At 71.2% G+C, this 18,179-nt stretch carries 20 protein-coding genes and 1 pseudogene; 12 read left to right on the forward strand and 9 right to left on the reverse strand.

Annotation, left to right across the window (positions count from 1 at the left end; translation table 11 throughout):
• The first annotated feature begins 9 nt into the window (after window positions 1-9).
• On the forward strand, window positions 10-483 hold the full coding sequence (locus ACFHWS_RS17070) for a hypothetical protein (protein ID WP_278174184.1): 474 nt from the start codon (window positions 10-12) through the stop codon (window positions 481-483).
• A 164-nt stretch (window positions 484-647) separates the two neighbouring features.
• Here the strand turns inward: ACFHWS_RS17070 and ACFHWS_RS17075 are convergent, their stop codons facing one another.
• The gene (locus ACFHWS_RS17075; RefSeq protein ID WP_416568530.1) at window positions 648-2,270 is read right to left on the reverse strand and encodes a PQQ-dependent sugar dehydrogenase; all 1,623 of its coding nucleotides are present in this window, start codon (window positions 2,268-2,270) and stop codon (window positions 648-650) included.
• A 121-nt stretch (window positions 2,271-2,391) separates the two neighbouring features.
• Here ACFHWS_RS17075 and ACFHWS_RS17080 point away from each other — a divergent pair, with 121 nt between their 5' ends.
• The gene (locus ACFHWS_RS17080) at window positions 2,392-3,549 is read left to right on the forward strand and encodes a tetratricopeptide repeat protein (RefSeq protein WP_416552120.1); all 1,158 of its coding nucleotides are present in this window, start codon (window positions 2,392-2,394) and stop codon (window positions 3,547-3,549) included.
• Between the two features lie 33 nt (window positions 3,550-3,582).
• Here ACFHWS_RS17080 and ACFHWS_RS17085 read toward each other — a convergent pair whose 3' ends face one another.
• Window positions 3,583-3,849: a GlsB/YeaQ/YmgE family stress response membrane protein gene (locus tag ACFHWS_RS17085; protein ID WP_416552119.1), complete on the reverse strand. Its 267-nt coding sequence runs from the start codon at window positions 3,847-3,849 to the stop codon at window positions 3,583-3,585.
• Between the two features lie 238 nt (window positions 3,850-4,087).
• Between ACFHWS_RS17085 and ACFHWS_RS17090 the strand changes: the two genes are divergently transcribed.
• The 5 genes from ACFHWS_RS17090 (at window position 4,088) to ACFHWS_RS17110 (ending at window position 10,063) form a co-directional block, all read left to right on the forward strand.
• Complete coding sequence (locus tag ACFHWS_RS17090; protein WP_416552118.1) at window positions 4,088-5,218, forward strand: LCP family protein; 1,131 nt, start codon at window positions 4,088-4,090, stop codon at window positions 5,216-5,218.
• Window positions 5,219-5,304: 86 nt separating this feature from the next.
• Window positions 5,305-6,009 (forward strand): Crp/Fnr family transcriptional regulator, encoded by a 705-nt coding sequence (locus ACFHWS_RS17095; RefSeq protein ID WP_416568531.1) that lies wholly within the window; start codon window positions 5,305-5,307, stop codon window positions 6,007-6,009.
• Window positions 6,010-6,225: 216 nt separating this feature from the next.
• On the forward strand, window positions 6,226-7,095 hold the full coding sequence (locus tag ACFHWS_RS17100) for a hypothetical protein (RefSeq protein ID WP_416552116.1): 870 nt from the start codon (window positions 6,226-6,228) through the stop codon (window positions 7,093-7,095).
• Window positions 7,092-9,353, forward strand: coding sequence for a hypothetical protein (locus tag ACFHWS_RS17105; protein WP_416568532.1), 2,262 nt, complete (start codon window positions 7,092-7,094; stop codon window positions 9,351-9,353). The genes ACFHWS_RS17100 and ACFHWS_RS17105 overlap by 4 nt, the downstream gene beginning before the upstream one ends.
• Window positions 9,353-10,063 carry a hypothetical protein gene (locus ACFHWS_RS17110; RefSeq protein WP_416552114.1) on the forward strand — a complete coding sequence of 237 codons (711 nt, stop codon included), beginning with the start codon at window positions 9,353-9,355 and terminating at the stop codon, window positions 10,061-10,063. The genes ACFHWS_RS17105 and ACFHWS_RS17110 overlap by 1 nt, the downstream gene beginning before the upstream one ends.
• A gap of 15 nt (window positions 10,064-10,078) precedes the next feature.
• On the opposite strand, the gene ACFHWS_RS17115 is transcribed toward ACFHWS_RS17110, so the two are convergent.
• Both ACFHWS_RS17115 and ACFHWS_RS17120 read right to left on the reverse strand, forming a co-directional pair.
• Window positions 10,079-10,708 (reverse strand): LuxR C-terminal-related transcriptional regulator, encoded by a 630-nt coding sequence (locus ACFHWS_RS17115; protein ID WP_416568540.1) that lies wholly within the window; start codon window positions 10,706-10,708, stop codon window positions 10,079-10,081.
• Window positions 10,687-11,507 (reverse strand): annotated as a pseudogene (locus ACFHWS_RS17120) (sensor histidine kinase); the annotation flags it as partial. The pseudogene ACFHWS_RS17120 and the gene ACFHWS_RS17115, both read right to left, overlap by 22 nt.
• Here ACFHWS_RS17120 and ACFHWS_RS17125 point away from each other — a divergent pair.
• The 3 genes from ACFHWS_RS17125 to ACFHWS_RS17135 all read left to right on the forward strand — a co-directional run bounded on the left by ACFHWS_RS17125 (window position 11,473) and on the right by ACFHWS_RS17135 (window position 12,697).
• The gene (locus ACFHWS_RS17125; protein ID WP_416552377.1) at window positions 11,473-11,673 is read left to right on the forward strand and encodes a hypothetical protein; all 201 of its coding nucleotides are present in this window, start codon (window positions 11,473-11,475) and stop codon (window positions 11,671-11,673) included. The pseudogene ACFHWS_RS17120 and the gene ACFHWS_RS17125 overlap by 35 nt on opposite strands.
• Window positions 11,660-12,376, forward strand: a complete 717-nt coding sequence (locus ACFHWS_RS17130) for a hypothetical protein (RefSeq protein WP_416552113.1) — start codon at window positions 11,660-11,662, stop codon at window positions 12,374-12,376. The genes ACFHWS_RS17125 and ACFHWS_RS17130 overlap by 14 nt, the downstream gene beginning before the upstream one ends.
• A gap of 114 nt (window positions 12,377-12,490) precedes the next feature.
• Window positions 12,491-12,697 carry a hypothetical protein gene (locus ACFHWS_RS17135; protein ID WP_416552112.1) on the forward strand — a complete coding sequence of 69 codons (207 nt, stop codon included), beginning with the start codon at window positions 12,491-12,493 and terminating at the stop codon, window positions 12,695-12,697.
• Window positions 12,698-12,710: 13 nt separating this feature from the next.
• On the opposite strand, the gene ACFHWS_RS17140 is transcribed toward ACFHWS_RS17135, so the two are convergent.
• Window positions 12,711-13,178, reverse strand: coding sequence for a PPOX class F420-dependent oxidoreductase (locus ACFHWS_RS17140; RefSeq protein WP_416552111.1), 468 nt, complete (start codon window positions 13,176-13,178; stop codon window positions 12,711-12,713).
• Between the two features lie 69 nt (window positions 13,179-13,247).
• Here ACFHWS_RS17140 and ACFHWS_RS17145 point away from each other — a divergent pair, with 69 nt between their 5' ends.
• Complete coding sequence (locus tag ACFHWS_RS17145; RefSeq protein WP_416552110.1) at window positions 13,248-13,724, forward strand: DUF2071 domain-containing protein; 477 nt, start codon at window positions 13,248-13,250, stop codon at window positions 13,722-13,724.
• Here ACFHWS_RS17145 and ACFHWS_RS17150 read toward each other — a convergent pair.
• The 4 genes from ACFHWS_RS17150 to ACFHWS_RS17165 form a co-directional block, all read right to left on the reverse strand.
• On the reverse strand, window positions 13,660-14,538 hold the full coding sequence (locus tag ACFHWS_RS17150; protein ID WP_416568533.1) for a helix-turn-helix domain-containing protein: 879 nt from the start codon (window positions 14,536-14,538) through the stop codon (window positions 13,660-13,662). The two genes, ACFHWS_RS17145 and ACFHWS_RS17150, sit on opposite strands and share 65 nt — an antisense overlap.
• Before the next feature lie 4 nt (window positions 14,539-14,542).
• Window positions 14,543-15,352: an SAM-dependent methyltransferase gene (locus tag ACFHWS_RS17155; protein ID WP_416568534.1), complete on the reverse strand. Its 810-nt coding sequence runs from the start codon at window positions 15,350-15,352 to the stop codon at window positions 14,543-14,545.
• 424 nt (window positions 15,353-15,776) lie between these two features.
• Entirely contained in the window at window positions 15,777-16,064 is a 288-nt protein-coding gene (locus ACFHWS_RS17160) for a HesB/IscA family protein (RefSeq protein ID WP_123603598.1), read from the reverse strand.
• Between the two features lie 200 nt (window positions 16,065-16,264).
• A complete protein-coding gene (locus tag ACFHWS_RS17165; protein ID WP_416568535.1) occupies window positions 16,265-16,750 on the reverse strand; it encodes a winged helix-turn-helix domain-containing protein in 486 nt (161 codons plus the stop codon).
• 45 nt (window positions 16,751-16,795) lie between these two features.
• Between ACFHWS_RS17165 and ACFHWS_RS17170 the strand changes: the two genes are divergently transcribed.
• A complete protein-coding gene (locus ACFHWS_RS17170; RefSeq protein WP_416568536.1) occupies window positions 16,796-18,052 on the forward strand; it encodes a CobW family GTP-binding protein in 1,257 nt (418 codons plus the stop codon).
• Window positions 18,053-18,179 lie beyond the last annotated feature (127 nt).

Genomic DNA, 18,179 nt, shown 5'->3' on the forward strand with positions numbered 1-18,179 from the left:
GATCACGAAATGGTTGCCAAACGGCATCACGGGCATATCGCGCATGGCGCCGTCGCGGTGCGGCTCGCCGCCTGGCTGGCGACGGCCGTCGCCGTGCTGTCGATCGCCGGGTGCACCGGGATCGGGATCGGCGAAGCGCCCGAGTCCGGCAGCGCGACGTACTCGGCGTGGGGGCTGAACGAGGCGTCCAGCGCGCTGACCGGCTCCGACCGGATGATCGTCCTCAACGGTGACGTGCAGCGCAGCGAGCAGGAGTTCTTCCAGGTGCGTGGGGTGTGGGGACCGGACGGCTTCACCCTCGACGAGACGTCCGCGACCAAGGTACGGGCGTTGGCCGGCCAGTTGCCGGACCGCACCGGTGACCCGGACTGTCACCGGCTGGTCCTGGTCAACCATGGCTTTTTCGGCGGCGGGGCGATCGCCGTGGTCGACCCGGAGGAGTTCCCGCCCGGCGAGCCGGTAGTCGCCCGGCCACTGAACTGACCGCACCTGCCAGGACTGATGCCGCAGATGCAGCAGGATGCACCTGCGGCATCAAGCCCGACCGGTACCCCCACCCCGGGACGGTGTAGTCCGCCAATCGGCTTCAATCGGCTCCTGCCGGTTACGACTGGTTACGACTGGTTACGACCGGCAGTCAGCCGGTGCTAGCCGGTGGCCACCGTCGGCGCCGGGTCGCAGGGCAGGCCGTTGAGGGTGAACCCGGCCGGTGCCGGTCCGGCACCTGCGCCGCCGCTGCCGAGGAAGCCGAACTCGACCCGGCCGCCGGCGGGCAGCGACGCGTTCCAGGCGGCGTTGGTGGCGGTCACCGTCGCCGCGTCCTGGGTGATCACCGCGTTCCAGGCGACCGCTACCTGCTGTGCGCCGGCGAACGACCAACCGAGCGACCAGCCGTTGATCGGCTCGTCACCGGTGTTGCTGACGCCGACCGTCACGGTGAAGCCCGACCCCCAGTCGCTGTCCACCCGGTAGTCGACCAGACACTCGGCGACCGGCTCCGGTTCGTCGGCCTCGAAGGTGATCCAGTGCAGCTGGCCGGGCAGGTCGTTGGCGAGGTAGAACTCGCCGTCCGCAGCCACCGCGAGGGTGGTCGGTTGGATCGGCAGCTCGCCGATGACCGCCGTGTCGTACCCACCGTCCACGTCGGGCCGGATCGCGTACGCGGTCGCCGAGCAGTAGTCGGTGGCCAGGTAGGTGCCGGTAGCGGCGGATTCGCTACCCCGGTAGACGTGGCCGCCGATCACCGCGCAGCCGCCGACCGAGGTCTGGTAGTGGAACACCGGGTCGACGTACTCGGCCGCCGGGTCGCACCGCTGCGGGTCGAACTCGACCGGACCTTCCCGGCAGGACCAGCCGAGGTTGGCCCCGGCCACCCCGCGCAGGTGGTTGACCTCCTCGTAGCTGCCCTGTCCGACGTCGGCGATCCACAGCGAGCCGTCCGCCGAGTCGAACGAGAACCGCCACGGGTTGCGCAGGCCGTACGCCCAGATCTCGGCACGAGCGCCGGCTTCGCCGACGAACGGGTTGTCCGCCGGTACGCAGTACGCAAGGTCGCCGCAGGCGGCCGAAACGTCCAGTCGGAGGATCTTGCCGAGCAGGGTACCGAGGTCCTGGCCGGTGCCGAGCACGTCGTCGGCGCCGCCGCCGTCGCCGATGCTCCAGTAGAGGTGGCCGTCCGGGCCGAAGACAAGCTGCCCGCCATTGTGGTTGGCGTACTCGGCGTGCGGCTGGCTGAGCAGGATCTCCTCCCGGTCGGCCGGCACCGGCTGCTGGTCGGCGGCGTTTAGCGGCAGCCGGGACAGGGTGACCGCGCCGTCGGGCAGCGCGGTGTATGCCAGGTAGATCGCCGGGTCGGCGGCGAATCCCGGGGACGTGGCGATGCCCAGCAGGCCACGTTCGTTGCCGGAGGTGTCGACCCGGTCACCGATGTCCAGCAGAGCCGTCTCGGCCAGGCCGGAGGCCGGATGGTAGACCCGCACCCGGCCGGCCTTCTCGGTGATGAACAGCCGGCCGCTGCCGTCGTCCGGAGCCACCATTGCGGTCGGTCGTCGCAGCCCGAAGGCGACCTGGGTGCTGGTGACGGAGAGTTGGTCGAGCGGCACCTCGGCGACCGCCGAGGTCGCCGCCGAGGCGAGGTCGGCGGGCTCGGCGTGTGGGTCGGTGTACGGCGCGGCATGGGCCATGGTTGTGGAAAGCACCAGCGCGGTAGCGGCGAGCGTCGTCGCGGCGACCCGCCGACCAGCCAACGCAGAAGATCGATAAAATTTCATATCCATGATGATCAGCTTATGACCAGGGTGACCCGATCGCCACGCCCACACCATCCAACCGAGACAGATTCCCACCACTCAGTGTAGTCAAATGGGCACACAGGGCGGTTACTCTGGGTACATGGAGCCGGACTCCCCCGACCCGATCCAGATCGCCGAACTGGTGATCGCCTGGTCCGGTGGGATAATCGCGGCTTTTGCCCTTTTGGTCACTGCGTTGACGGTGGTCTTCGTCTTCGCGGGTTTCGTCGGTGTCCGTGAACTGCGCACCATCCGGCGCACCGGTGCCCGCGCCCGGCTGGAACTCGACCGCCAACGGGTGGTCGCCGAGGAGATCGTCGCACAGGCCGACCGGGCCATAGACCAGGCGGAGACCCTCTCCGAGCAGGCCGACACGCTGGTCGGCCGGGTGGAGACGGCGGTCGGCCGGGCCGAACGCCAGTCCGAGCAGGTACACCTGCTGATCGAGGACATGCGGTCCCGGCTCAGCGACTTCGATCACCGGCTGACCACCCAGGTCGAGGTCTCCTACCTGTTCAACCAGGGAGAGGCCGCGTACTGGGAGGGCTACTACGAGAAGGCGGTGGAGTGCCTGCGCCGGGCGGTCGAACTCGATCCGCGCAACCCCCGGGTGCGCTACCGGCTGGGCCGATCGCTGACCAACCTCGGCGAGGACGCCGCCGCCGAGCAGGAGCTGACCACCGCCATGTCGCACCGGTTGCCGACCGACGCCGCCGACCGGGCGTTGGCTCTGCTGCACCGCTACGCGCGGCCGGACCGGGCGCTGGCCTACGCCCGCAACTCGACGAAGCACGGCCCGCACGACGCGCAGAACTGGAACTGCCTCGGGCTGCTGCTGCGCGACAATGGTGACTTCACCGCTGCCCGGGATGCCCATCAGCAGGCCAACCGGTTGGACCAGGAACTCGTCTCAACCCCGTTCTTCCTGGCGCTGCTCGCCGCCCACGGCCAGGCGCTGCCACATGCCCGGGACCGTTCTGCCGAAGCCATCAGCCGGCTCGACTCCAGCGAACGACGGGCCAAGATCAAGCCCATGTGGGCGTCGTTGATCCGGTGGACCGACGAGGTACTGCGCGGCAACTATGCCGAGGCCGACCTGCACGCCGCGGTGCTCTACCAAACCTGCCAGTCGGTCCGGCGGGCGCGGGAAATCTGCGACCACATGGACTTCCTGTTGCGGTCACTGGCTCGCGAGGAGCACCGGGACCGCTATCTCGGGGCCATCGAACGCACCTGGCTGACCGGCCGGCCCTGCTGACTTTCCGCCCGCTGACTTGCCACCTGCCGACTGCTACCCCTGCTTGCCGGCCGCTCCGGAGATGGCCGCCACGCCGAGTGCGGCGAGCGCCACCTGCAACGCGAGCTCGATCCAGTCGACACCCCGGGTCTCGGCCACCCCGAACAGGCTGGCGACCAGAGTGCCGAGCAACGCCGCCACCACACCGATCAGCAGGGTGACCCAGATCTTCAGCTTCTGTTTGCCCGGAACGACCAGCCGCCCGAGCGCTCCGACGATGAGACCGATGATAAGCGCCGAGAAAACTCCGTCGATTTCCACCCTATACCCCCTGTACCGGTCAGTCGGCCGCCCTACCGCGCTGTAGGCCCTCTCCCAACCACCATGCCAGAACCAGGCAACGACGCCCATCGCGTCAAGCACCGGGCAGCCATCGATGAGTCATAGTGGATAGTCGCGCTGAGCTGGATCTTCTCAGCAGTTTCGCAGCATGACGCGATAATCTCTCGGGTAAGACAAAGCTGTCCTCCCTTCGTCACCCCTCGACTGGAGCCTCGGCATGTCGGCACCGGACGCACCCGCCCAGACAGCCTCCCGACCGGGCCGCCGCACCCCGATCTGGGCGGTGCTGACCATCGCCGTCGGCGCACTGCTGATGGCGACCAGCGCGACTGCGGTTGCCGGCGGCAAACTGCTGATCGACCGGTACACGAGTCGGATTCAGCAGCAGGACCTGCTGGCCGGTGCCGCGAAGGTCCCACAGGAGCCCGACGGCGAGGCACTGGACGGCCCGATCACCATGCTGCTGCTCGGCGTGGACGAACGGGGCAGCCGGCCTGGCGAGATGCGTTCCGATACGATCATCATCCTGCACGTGCCGGCCACCCACGACCAGGCGTACCTGGTGTCGGTCCCCCGGGACACCTGGGTCGAGGCACCGGCGTTCGAGCCAAGCGGATACCCCGGCGGCGAGTCAAAGATCACCGACGTGTTCCGGGCCGGCTCGCGCGACGGAGTCGGCCGGGCCGGCGGCGCGCAACTCGTCGCACTCACCCTCAACGACCTGACCGGCATCGAGTTCGACGGCGCGGCGATCATCGACTTCGGCGGTTTCCGGGACGTCATCGACGCGCTCGGCGGGGTCCGGATGTGCGTCGACCAGCGGGTGAGGTCGCAGCACATGCGGCTGGTCGACGGCGAGCCCACCTGGCTGGCCGAGGCCCGCGAGGTCGGTGGCGGCGAGGAACTGTGGCATGAGGAGGGCTGCAAGCGGATGGCCGGCTGGGAGGCGCTGGACTACTCCCGCCAGCGCTACGGCCTGCCGAACGGGGACTACGACCGGCAGCGTCACCAGCGGCAGCTACTGAAGGCCATGGTGCAGGAGGCGAGCAGTACCGGCGTACTGACCAACCCGGCGAAGATCGACCGGGTAATCACCGCGGCCGGCGAGGCCTTCGTACTGGACACCGGGGGCGTCCCGATCGCCGATTTCGTATTCACCCTGCGCGGGATCACCTCGAACGACCTCATCATGGTGAAGACCAACGGCGGCGAGTTCAATCCGGCCGGATTCAGCAGTACGGCGGCCGAACGGCTCACGCCGGAGAGCCTGGAGATGTTCGACGCGGTACGGACCGGCACACTGGACGACTACCTGTTGGCCAACCCGGACGCCGTCCAGCGGGATTGACCGCTCAGCGGCATTGACCGACCGGCGCATCGGAACATCCGTCACCGTGATTCCCACCGCTCGGTCCACATCGGTACGGTGTCCCCATGACCGCTGCGTACCCGGTCCGGGTCAGCTTCACCAATCACGTCACCGCCGCCGACTGGCAGGCACTGCAACAGGCCGGACAGCCGGTCCAGCTGGGCCGCAAGCATGGGCTCTTCCTTCAGGACGAGCAGAGCCGCGACGTGTTCGTGCTGCTCAACGGTGCGGTCAAGGTGTACCGGACCGAGGCCACCGGCAGCGAAACAATGCTGACCGTACGGTCTACTGGGGATCTGCTCGGTGACATCGCGGCGCTGGACGGCACGCCCCGGTCGGCCAGCGTCTCGGTACTGCGCCCGGTCACCGCCCGGAAGCTGACCACCGAACAGTTCCTCAAGCTGGTCGACGACCGCGACCTGCACCCCGCGCTGCGCCGCTACACCAACGCCCGGCTGCGCGAATCCGACGAACAGCGGGTGGAGATCGCCTCGCTGCCGGTGCCGCAACGGCTCGCCCGGGCGCTGCTCCGGCTCGCCAGGGCCACACCGGACGGACCTAACCAGGCCTCGCTCGACCTCGGCCTCTCTCAGGACGGCCTGGCCCAGCTGATCGGGGCGTCCCGCAACGCGGTGGTGACCACGATCACCCGGTTCCGCGACGACCGGTTGATCGCGACCGCACCCCGCCGGTTCGTGCTGCTCGACCTCGGCCGGCTCGCCCGGATCGGATACAGCGGACCACGGTCCGGCAGCCACTCGTCGACCTGAGCATCCGCTGGCCTGAATGCCTGTCGACCGAACAGCAGACGGCGGGAAACCGATTGTCGGGCCGGGACCGCGATCAGTTCGGTCCGGGTCGCGAACCGGCCATCCGACGACCGCCTTGGTCCATTGATGGCAGCGTTGCCCACTGGTTGGCAGAAAACGCCGGGTAACCAGGGCACGATGCGGAGCCGACGAAACTCGACCTCGACAGGAGCACCGGTGGTCGTCTCACCTCCGCCATTCACCGTGACCCGGGAGTTGCCGCCGTACACGGGCATCCTCGCCGTCGACGCCAAAGGTTTCACCGCCGAGCCCGGCGGCACCCATCAGGACATCAACCAGCTCATTCCCCAATTGGTCCGGCAGGCCTTCGAGGCGGCGGCGATCGGCGAAGCCTGGCAGAACCCACTGTTCTACGGCGACAGCGGCGACGGGCTCGCGATCGGCGTACCGACCCAGCTGCTCCCCGCCCTGGTGCACCCGTTCCTGACAGTGCTGCAGCACGTGCTGGCCGAGCACAACGCCGGTGTCCCACGTGGCCAGCCGGTCATCCGACTGCGTGTCAGCCTGCATGTCGGGCCGCTGCCGGTCGACCCCGACCGGCCGGAGCGGGCCGGCAACGGCACCGCCCGCAACGAGACGCACCGGCTGCTCGACTCCGACGCGGTCCGGATCATGCTCGACTCGGCCCAGCCGACGATCACCCACGTCGCGGCGATCCTGTCCGACCGGGTCTTCACCGACGTCGTCCGGGCCGGCTACACCAGCCGGCATCCGGACCATTTCATCGAGGTCGCGGCGACCGTGCCGGGCAAGAGCTTCAGCCAGCAGGCCTGGCTGTACGTGCCGGAGCCGTCCGGCAGCCTACTGGCGGTGCCACGGTTCGCGCCGCAGCCGACGACGGCCGAACCAGCTGCCGGGTCAGCGGCCAACCCGGCGACACCGGACAGCGGGCGCACACCCACCGGCAACGCTGGCGGCCGACAGCCCGCGCAGACCGGCGAGCTGCGGATCCGCAGCAACTCCGGGCAGGCGGCCAACCAGGTCAACGGTGGGATGTGGCAGTCCCGGGGGGGACGTCACGGATGATCCGTACCGACCGGGACCTGCCGGACCTCGACGACCTCGACGCGCTGGACGACCTCGACGGCGGCGGCGGTCCCGACCTGCCGGCCGGCGGCACCGGTGCCGCCGTGACCATCGACCACAACGACGGGCAGGTCGCCAACGTCGTCTACGGCGGTCTGCACCAGTACGTCCAGCGGGTACGGGACTACCACGAGCTCAGTGCGGAGTACGTGCGGGACCGGCTCGCCGGATTCGTCGACCCCGGCTACCGCACCCTCGCAGGCGACCGGCTGACCGCCGAGACCGCGGTCGCCCGGGTCCGCCGCAGCGGCGGGGTGATCCTGATCGGCGGCCCCGGGACCGGGCGGTACACGGCCGCGCTGCGGCTGCTGCACGGCACCGGGCTACGGCTGCGGGAGATCAGGCCGACCTTCGACCCCGCCCGCGGCGAACAGCTGACCATCGCGGAGCTGCCGGTCGCGCCGGGCTACGCGTACCTGCTCGAACTGCCCGAACACGCGCCGCACATCCAGTACGGCTTCGCCCGGGACATCGGTGCCTACTGCGACAGCCTGGCCCGGCGGAGTTCGGCCATCGCGGTCACCGTCACCGGTACGACCTGGGAGCAGCTCGGCGCGGTCCGCGACGGTCCGGTGCTGCAGGTGGCGGCGCCACCCGCCGACCTGGTCCTCGGCCGGCGGCTGCGTCAGCTCCGGCCGGATCTGGCGCTCGACTGGCTGGCCGGTCAGCCGCAGATCGCCGAGCTGCTGGTCGACGCGTCACCCGCCGAAGCGGTCCGGCTGGCCCAGCTCGCCGCCGACGTGCTGACCACCCAGCCCGGCCCGGCCGGACCGCCGGTCACCGCCGAATCCAACGCCGGCCGGCAGCTGATCGAGGCGCTGGTCTCGGCGTACCACAACTGGGAGGTGGAGCTGACCGCCTGGTTCCACCACCATCCCGACCCGCGCCACCGGGCGTTCCTGGTCGCCGCCGCAGCGTTGGAGGGTGCCCCGGCGGGACGGGTACTCGGCGCCGCCGAGGCGCTCGACGCCCGGCTCGCCGGCACCGACGCGCCACCGGCCGGCCTCGGACACGCCGGCGTCCGCACCCTCGTCGAGGCCGTCGACGCCTACCTCGACGACGACCTCACGGTCCGCTACCGCCGGGCCCGGTACGCCGAGGCGGTGCTCGACTTCGTCATCACCGACCGGGCCGACACGTTCCAACGCGAACTGTGGCGGTGGGTGTCCGAGCTGCCGCTGCGGGGCGGACAGCGGCGCGGTCCCGTCGACCGCGCGTTCGCCACCCGCAGCGCCGAGCTGGTGCTGCACACCGCGCTCCGGCGGCGTACCCCCGAGATTCTCAGCCAGGTGGCACCGGCCTGGAGCCGACGCGCCGGGCTGCGCGGCGCGCTGGTGCACGTGCTGGGCATCGCCGCGCTCAGCCCCGAGATCGGTGCCGCCGTCCGCCAGCAGCTCTACCGCTGGGCGCAGGGCAGCAGCAACCCGGCCGTGCTGATCGCGGTGGCCGAGGTCTGCGGTGGCGAGTTCGCCGACTTCTACGTCGAACAGGCGATGGTCCGGCTGGGCCACCTGGCCCGGCACGACATCGCCGAGGTCGACGAGGCGGTGCTCACCGCGCTGGCGGCACTGTGGCGGCGGCCGGCGCTGCGCCAGCCGGTGCTGCTGCGGTTGGCGTACTGGCTGGCCGACGACCAGCCCCGGCGGGCCGCGCTCGCCGCCGTCGCGCTGAATCTACTCGGCCGGCCGGACCAGCCTCGGGCCGGCGACGGTTCGGCAAACGGCCCGGTCGACCCGGCCGACGACCCGGCTCACCGCCCGGCCGACCAGCTAGCCGGGCCGCAGACGCTGGTCCGGCAGCCCGACCGGGTGCTCGCCGAGCTTGTCGCGGCCACTCCGGTGGTCCAGGACGCGATCGGGGTGGCGCTGGGCCGCGCGCTGGACGTCCGGCAGCTGCCGGGCGGCGTCGAAACCCTGCTGCACCGGTGGTTCGACGACGCGGCGGCCGACCCCGGGCTGGTCGACGCGCTCACCCACGTCCTCGGCCGCACCGTCACCGCCGGTCCCGCCGCCGCCCGGCGGGTGGCCCGGCTGCGCGCGCTGCTGACCGCCTGGCCGGCCACCGACGACCCGGCACGTCAGGCGGAACTCCGCCGGTACCTCGTCGACCAGCTGCGCCGCGCGGACCCGATCGCGGCCCGCCTGCGGTCCGCGCCGCTGCTGTCGTCTCTGCTTCCCAGTGCCGCCGAGGAGTTGTGATGCCCGGTTTCTTCGACGTGTTCCGTAGCAACCCCGTACCGGTGCTGCCCGGTCCGGACCAGGACGTGTTCACCGACCGGCTGCCGGCAGCGCTGTCCGGCACCGAGTTCGTCGCCACGTTCGCCACGGCGTGGCAGCCGTTGCGCCAGCATGACCGGGCCGCCGCCACGGTCCGCTGGTGCATGTTGGACGCGGCCCGCCGGATCGCCGCCACTCGCAAGGTCACCGAGCGGACCATGCTGGAGGCCGAGCTGAACACCCGGCTGCCGCAGATGGATCTGGCTGCCTCGCACCTGCGGCTGCTGAGCTGCACGGTCAGCCTGACGGTGGACGCCCAGGCCGAGCAGGACACGAAGACGGTCGACAAGCTCACCCGGGAGCTGCGGATGCAGCGGCTGCGGCAGCAGTTGGAGCAGGAGCAGATGGGCTACCTGCGGGACAAGGTGCTCACCGACCCGGCAACCGCCCGGTCCTACTGGTTCATGCACCACCCGGACGCGTTGACCTCGCTGCTCGACGACACCTTCGAACAGGTCGCCGCGAAGCTGACCGGTGGCGGCGACCAGCAGACCGCGGTGATCGCCGAGACGGTGCAGGACTTCGTCGGTGGTCTCACCGCCGACGAACGGCGGTACCTGCTGGACCGGCTCGGCGACGTGTTCGTCTCCTTCGACCGGGGTGACCTCGCCGGCCGGGTCCTCGACGCATGACCGCCGACCCCGTACTCAGGTCAGGTCGGCGTCGTGCACCAGAACGGCGATCTGCACCCGGTTGTTCAGCTCCAGCCGGGACAGCAGCCGCGACACGTACGCCTTGACGGTCGCGACGCTCATGAACAGCTCGGCGGCGATCTCCGCGTTCGACCGCCCCTGGCCGACCGCGACGGCCACGTCGCGTTCCCGCGGGCTCAGCCCGTCGAGGACCCGGCGGGCGCGGTCCCGGCGCCTGACCTGGTCCGCGCCCGGTCCCGGCCGCACGTCGGCCGGGGCCGGCGGCTGGCCCGCCACGTGGGTGATCAACCGTCGGATGACCGCCGGGGAGAGGATCGGCTCACCGGCATGCACCCGACGGACCGCGGTGACGATCTCCATCGGCGGGGTGTCCTTGAGCAGGAAACCGCTGGCGCCCGCCCGCAGCGCGCGCAGCACGTACTCATCGGCGTCGAACGTGGTCAGCACGACCACGTGCGGCACGCACGCGGCGACCGCCGCCGGCACCTCACCGCCATCGCCGGCCTCGCCGACCACCAGCAGGTCGGCCGCACCGCCGAGGATCATCGACAGGCCGGCCCGGACCAGCGGGTCGTCGTCCACGATCAGGACCCGCACCGGGGTCACGTCGGCCACGGCAGCCAGGCGGCGAGCCGGTAGTCGCCGGACTCGGTCGGGCCGTGGCTCAACCGCCCACCGGCCAGGCTGGCACGTTCGGCCAGTCCGACCAGGCCGGTCCCCGCTCCCGGGATCGCCGCCGCGCCCGGCGCATGCTTGCGGGCGTTCGTCAGACCCTCCTGCACGATCCGGTACGCGGCCCGGCCGAGCCCGGCCGGCAGGTCGGCCAGGGTCGGCTGGGGTGGTTCGGCCGGTCGGTCGCCCGGCCCCGGGCCGGTGCCGACGACGCCGGTCGTCGGCGGCTCGGACCGCAGCACGCCGATCACCTCACGCAGCTCCTGCAACGCCTGATGTGCGGTCACCCGGATCACCCCGGCGGCCCGGGCGATCTCCTCCGGGAGGCGTCCGGACGGAACTCCAGCGCCCCGGCGTGCAGGCTGAGCAACGACATCCGGTGGGCCAGCACGTCGTGCATCTCCCGGGCGATCCGGGTGCGTTCCAGCTGCCGGGCCTGGCCGACCCGCAGCTGCTGCTCCGCCTCCGCCCGGTGGGCCCGGTCCCGCAGCGACACGATCAGCTGCCGGCGGGCCCGGACGAACATCGCCCAGGCCAGCACGGTGCCGGGGATGATCCCGGTGAACAGCACCGCGCCCGGCAATTTCAGGTCCGGGTCCGGGTCCGGGTCCGGGTAGAGCAGATAGTACCCGGGCGCAACGGCGACGTGCGCAGCGTTCACCGCCGCCGCGACCGGGAACGGGCGATGCACCGCAACGCTGAACAGCAGGATCACGATGGCGATCCCGGCGGGCAGCGCGACCAGGGCGACGGCGGTCGCGATCGTGCTGCTCCTGCTGTTGCCGACGGCCTGGACGGTCCTCGGCGGCGTCGTCGAGCGGCTGCGACCGGTGGCGCAGTGGCTGGACCTGTCGTTGACCACCGAGCTGCCGCTGGTCGCCGGGATACTGCGGATCGAGCGCCGTGACATCGCCTGATCCGTTCGGCGGCGGCCGGGTGGTCGTCGGTCCGGGCGCGATCGAGCGGTACGGCGTGCCGGCCCTGTTGGTCGCGGCCGGTGCCGGGCTCGGCGCGGCGCTGAAGCCGTTCGCCGGTTGGGCGTTGGGCCTCGCCTGGGTGCCGCTGGCCGGCCCACTGCGGCTGATCGACGCGTTGCCGTGGCTACCGGCCCTGATCGGTGGTACGGCGGTCGGCCTGCTCGCCGGGCTGGTGCTGGCCGGGATGGCCGCTGACGAGCAACTGTTCGTCACGGTCGACCGCGACGAGTTGACCGTACGGCAGGAGCAGCGCCGGGTGGCCATTGCGCGTACCGCCGTCGGCGCGGTCTTCCTGGGCGGCGCCCGCCTGGTGGTGCTTGGTCACCGCAGCGAGGAGCTCTGCTCCCGGTCCGGTGACCTGCCGGCCGGGCGGCTCGGCGCGGCGTTGCGCCGGCACGGCTACCCGTGGCGGCCCGACGGCGACCCGTACCGGGCGGCGTACCGACTGTGGGTGCCGGGCCTGCCCGACCTGCCGGACGGCGCGGATCCGCTGTTGTCGGCCCGGCAGCGGGCGGTCGAGCGCGGTGACCGGGCAGAGGCCGGACTGCTCCGCGCCGAACTGGGCAGACTCGACGTGGTGATCCGCGACGAGCGGGTGCCGCAGGCCGGACGCCGGCAGTTCTGGCGGCGGGCCGGGCCGTGAGGACGGTTACCTCGGCGACGTCACTGGGTACCTGGTTGCCCATCCGCCGACCGGATCCCGCCACCGGCAGGTGCGGCGGGGCCGGTACGGCGTCGACGAGTTGAGGAGGCAGTGATGCGTGGCGGTTCGATCTCCGGCGTGATCGTGCTCATCTGGCTGATCATCGGGGTGGTCGCGGCGGTGCAACGCGGCTACTTCGAGCGCGACGACACCAACTGTGCCCATGCCGGCACCACGATCGTGACGGTGATCGCCGGACCGTTGAACTACATCGGCGTCAACCCGAAGATCGACTGCGACCTCCCCGAACCGTCCGAGTGACCGGGCTGCGCTGTCAGTCGTCGGCGAGGCGCGGCGGGAAGCCGCCGGTGGCGATCGGCCCCCAGCGGTCCACGACCATCCGGATCAACGACTTGTCCTGCCGGCGCATCGCCGCGCGGTACTCGTCCCAGTCCGGATGCTCGCCGGCGACGCAACGGTAGTAGTCGACGAGACCGTCCAGCGCGTCCGGCATGTCGATCACCGCCGCCACCCCGTCGAGCTGCACCCACGGTCCGTTCCAGTCGTCAGAGACGATGCAGGCGGACACCGTCGGGTCACGGCGGATGTTGACCGCTTTCGCCCGGTCCGGGTAGGTGGCGACCAGCAGCCGGCCGTCGGTGTCGACCCCGCAGGTGACCGGGGACGCCTGCGGGCGGCCGTCGGCGCGGGTGGTGATCAGGACCGCCCGGTGCCGGGTCCGCAGGAAGTCGACCAGGCCGGCCCGGTCGACGCGGGTGTTCGTCGCGATGGCACGTGCCACGTGTACGGCTCCTCAGGTTCGCCGCAGTCGGCTGCGGCCACGGGTGTGCTGGGCTGTCACGATGATCGTATGAGCCGTACCGAGATGCCGCCGCCGGAGCCGGTCACCGTCACCGCACCGCGCCCGGTCCGCCGGCCGGTCCTGGTGCAGGGCTGGCACGACCTGGCGTTCCTGCACTGGCCGGTGGACCCGGCGGTGGTCGCTCCGCTGCTGCCGCCGGGCACCCGGGTCGGCGTACCGATCGCCGAGCCGACCCCGTTGGAGCATTTCCTCACCGCCCGGTGGGGGCTGCACGAACGGGTCCACGGCGCGACCCGCTACCTGCCAAACGAGCACCCGCAGTGGCCTTCGCACCGGGCCGAGCTGGTCGACCTGGCCGACGACCTGGTCGCCGCCGGCGGGCTACCGGCACCGGACGGCCCACCGGTGAGTGTCCTCTACTCCCCGGGTGTGCCGGTCCGGTCCGGGCGGCCGGTGACCGTCACAGGTCACGCAACGCGCGATGCAGCACGTCCCGGGTCCGGTCCGGCGGGTCGGCTTCGATGAACAGCCGCCCGACGGCGGCCGCGTACCGGTCGACCTCTTCCCGTTTGTCCAGGTAGAGCGCACTGGTCAGATGCTCCAGGTAGACCACATCGGGCAGTTCCTGCTCCGGGAAGCGCAGGATGCTGAAGGCCCCACCTGCGGCGGCGTGCCCGCCACTGCGGAACCGGACCACCTGCAGCCGTACGCCCGGCTGCTCGCTCGCCTCGGCGAGCGCCTCGATCTGCTCGCGCAGCACCCGCGTCCCGCCGATCGGCCGGCACAGCACCGCCTCGTCGACCACCGCCCAGATGCGGGGTGCGCCGGCCCGGTCCAGCACCCGCTTACGGGCCATCCGCAGCTCGACCCGCCGGTCCATCTCACGGACACCGGACTCGCTGAACCCGATGTCGATGACCGCGCGGGCGTACTCCTCGGTCTGCAGCAGCCCCGGCACGAACTGGATCTCGTAGGTGCGGATCAGGCTGGCCGCCGACTCCAGGTCCAGGTAGTACTGGAACCAGGTGGGCAGCAGGTCGCCGTACGGATGCCACCAGCCCGGCTGGTTGGTCTCCCGGGCGAGGGTGATCAGTTCGCCGCGTTCCATGTGGTCGACGACGCCGTAGAGGGTGAGCAGGTCGTCCACGTCGCGTTCCTTGAATCCGACCCGGCCCAGCTCCATCCGACTGATCTTCGACTCGGAGGCCCGGATGGTCCAGCCGGCGTCCTCCCGGCTGATCCCCTTGGCCTCGCGTAGTCGGCGCAGCCGGGCACCGAGCTGCATCCGGCGGACCGTCGGTCCGCTGGCGGCGTACTCCTGGTGCCCGACGACGCTCATCGGCTCACGGCTTGCGGCCGACGCCGCAGTACTGGTCGATGACGGGCACGTGTGCCTGCCCCGACTCCGGCCGCCACCGGGTCACCGACACCACCCCCGGCTCCACCAGAGTAAGCCCGTCAAAGAACCGTTCAATCCGATCCGGGCTGCGCAGATGGTACTGCGGGTTTGCGGACTGGTTCCAGATCCGGGCGGCCTCGACCACCCCGGGGCTGGTGTCGCCGCCGTCGTAGAGCGCGAGGTGGCTGCCGGACGGCAGGACATCGAGCAGGCTGCGCACGACGTCGCGGGCCTCGTCGTCGGAGGCGATGTGCCCGAGGATGCCCATCAGCATCAGACCGATCGGCTGGCTGAAATCGAGGGTACGGCCGGCTTCGCGCAGGATCGACGCGGGGTCGCGCAGGTCGGCGTCGACGTAGTCGGTTGCGCCTTGCGGCGTGCTGGTCAGCAACGCCCGGGCGTGTACCAGGACCAGCGGGTCGTTGTCGACGTAGACGATCCGGGTCTCCGGAGCCACCGCCTGGGCTACCTCGTGGGTGTTGTCGGCGGTCGGCAGGCCGGTGCCGATGTCCAGGAACTGCCGGATCCCGACCTGCCCGGTCAGGTAACGCACCGACCGGACCAGGAAGCCCCGGGAGAGCCGGGCATTTTCCACGATCTGCGGGAACGCCGCCCTGATCTGGTCACCAACCGCACGGTCGACGGCGTAGTTGTCCTTGCCGCCCAGCCAATGATTCCAGATCCGGGCCGTCTGCGGCACCGAGGTGTCCAACCTGGGCACCGGGCGCGAGCTGCCAGCGGATTCATCGACCATCTGTAGTATCCCTCACGGATCGGGCGTATTCGACGGCTTGCCAGCATAGCCACGGCAGATCAACATGACCATGCTCGCATGTGGAAGTTCCAGCCACCGTGCGATGATCAGCTCGCGGAGCTGGGCCACCGGCTGCGGTCGGCCATACCGGTAGCCCTGTGCCTGCGGGCAGCCAATCGCCGCGACCGCACCAGACCGGTCTCCTCGGCCAGCGGCTGGAGCCGGGCGGGGCTGAGCAGCCCGAACTGGCCGCCGTCGTCGACCGCCCGGCGCAGGTTCATCGTCCGTGACGGATACCGCGAGGCAGGCTGTCGGCGAGTTTACAAGGGACCTGACCGGGTGGACCTTCCATCACGGCCGGTCAGCCGTTGGCGGACACCCGTCGGTACGGTGCCCGCCAACGGCTCTGCGACGTCCTGGTCGCTCAGCCGGCCGGCTGCTCGGCGATCCCGAAACGCACGCCGCCGTCGTCGTCCACTGCGGCGTCGAGCGACTTGTCCTGCAGCAGGTTGGCTGCTTCGGCGTCGAGGAAGACTCGGGCACCGGACGAATCCACCACCTGGTCGCCCGCGATCGGCTGCTCGGCGACGGTCAGAGTGAGCGATCCGGCGGTCGGGTCGGCCGAGATCCGCAGGCCGGCGCTCTCCGGTGCCTGCTGCTGAGTGGTGATCTCGCGAATCACGAAGACCGCGTTGTCGGTCATGGTCAGCATGACAACTCCTTGATAAAAAGCTGGAATTTCCGGAAACAGGTGATGGCTGTCGCGGCGAGGCTGCTCAGCGGCAATCTCGGGTTTGGGGCTGACGGCGCGGCGGACAGTGCGCGGCGGGCGGTCAGGGCGGGCGGCGGAAGCTCCAGGGACTGGGTCGGTCAGCGGCCGTCTACCGCCCCACCGTGCCGGACATCCACCAATCAGTCAAATCTCCACGTTACCCGACTGTCGCCGATGTGACCGCCGATCGCGCCGTCGGCGCCGGCCAGCCGGGCGACGGTGACCGGTAAAGCACCGTCCAGGCGGTATCCCACTCCGTGGACGGTCCGCACCACCGGGAGGTCGTCGCCGAGCTTGGCTCGCAACCGGCGGATGTGCACATCGATACTTCGTGGCCCGGAGCGACGGTGCCCGCAAACCCGGTCGAGCAGCTGGTCCCGGGTGAACACCTGCCGAGGGTAGCTGGCGAAGCAGTGCAGCAGGTCGAACTCGCGACGGGTCAATCGGATCTCGTCGGCTCCGAGCAGCACCATCCTGGCCTCCGGGTAGATCCGTAGTGCGGGGTGCCCGACGGGATGGCCGGCCGGCGGTCCCGCGACCGGGCGGCGGTCGGCACCGGTTGGCACCTGCTCGCCGGCCAGGTGCTCCAGCAGGTCCATGAGGTGGGCTCGAAGGGTGGCGTCCATTCGATTATAATGACAACCGTTTTCATTTCAGTCGAGGGGGCGTGCATGCCGTCACCGTCAGCTCCGGCCGGCCGTACCACCCACCGGGCCGCCACCACCCGCCCGGCGGTCACCGTACTGTCCGGTTTCTGGCCCGCCGCCACGATGGCCGTCGCCCGGACCCTGCTCGCCGCCGCCCCGGCCCTGCTCGTCGTCCGCTACGACGTCGGCCCCGCGCACGACGGTGCCCCGCACCGGGTGCTCCGCGACGGCACCGGCTCGGTCGAGGACGTCCGCCTCGACCTCGTCGACGGCTGTGTCTGCTGCACGCTACGGGCGGACGCGCCGACCGCGTTGGTCCGGCTCGCCGCCGCCCAACCCGGCCGGGACATCGTGCTGGTCCTGCCCGAAGTGGTCGAACCGGAGACGCTCGCCGCCGCCTGCGCGCACGGCCGGGTGGCCGGGCGACCGGTCTGCGACCTGGTCCGGTTCGACTCGTACGTCACGGTCGTCGCCGCCGACCACCTGCTCGACGGCCTGGCCAGCACCGACGACCTGGGTCAACTGGGTATCGCAGCCGCCCCCGGCGACCACCGTCGGCTCGCCGACGTGATTGCCCGGCAGATTGAGTACGCCGACACGGTCGTGCTGTGGGGCGGGTCGACCGACCAGGCATTCGAGACGCACCGGCTTGGTGTGCTGCTGTCCCGGATGGCCCCGTGGGCGGTGCACCTACGGGCCGGCGACCAGCCGACGATCGAGGCCACCCGGCTCGCCGGCCAACTGCGGCACACCGACCGGCACCGGCCGGAAACGCCGGCGGTCCTGGACCGTGGCGTCGAGGGTCACCTGATCGGGGTGCACGAGCCGGTCGCCGACTGCGGCGTCGTCTCCGCAGTGTTCCGGGCCCGCCGCCCGCTGCACCCCGCCCGGCTGTACGCCGCGTTGGCCGACGTCACGGCGGGTCCGCTGCGGTCCCGTGGGCACCTCTGGCTGGCCAACCGGCCGGAGACGGTGGTCGGCTGGGAGTGCGCCGGCGGCGGCCTCACCCTGCACACACTCGGCCGTTGGCTGGTCGACCTGCCGGACGAGCAATGGGAGCAGGCCAGCCCGCAGCGCCGGCTGGCCGCCGCGCTGGACTGGGACCCGTACTACGGCGACCGGCACAGCAACCTGGTCTTCGTCGGCGTCGACTTCGATCCGGTCGACCTGCACCGCCGGCTGGCGGCCTGTCTGCTCACCGACGCCGAGCTCGCCGACGGCGAGGCCGGCTGGCGCAACCTGCCGGATCCGTTCGCCGGTGGTGGGGTCGGCCCCGGCTGACCTGGCCTGGGCATACGTCGAAGGGCCGGACCCCGGGGTACGGGGTCCGGCCCTTCGACGCTGTGTCTGCGGTCAGCTGTTCCAGTGCTGGGCGACCAGCTCGGCGGCCTGGGTCTCCCACTGGGCG

This window comes from Micromonospora sp. LOL_013, from assembly GCF_048060315.1.
GTDB lineage: Bacteria > Actinomycetota > Actinomycetes > Mycobacteriales > Micromonosporaceae > Micromonospora_E.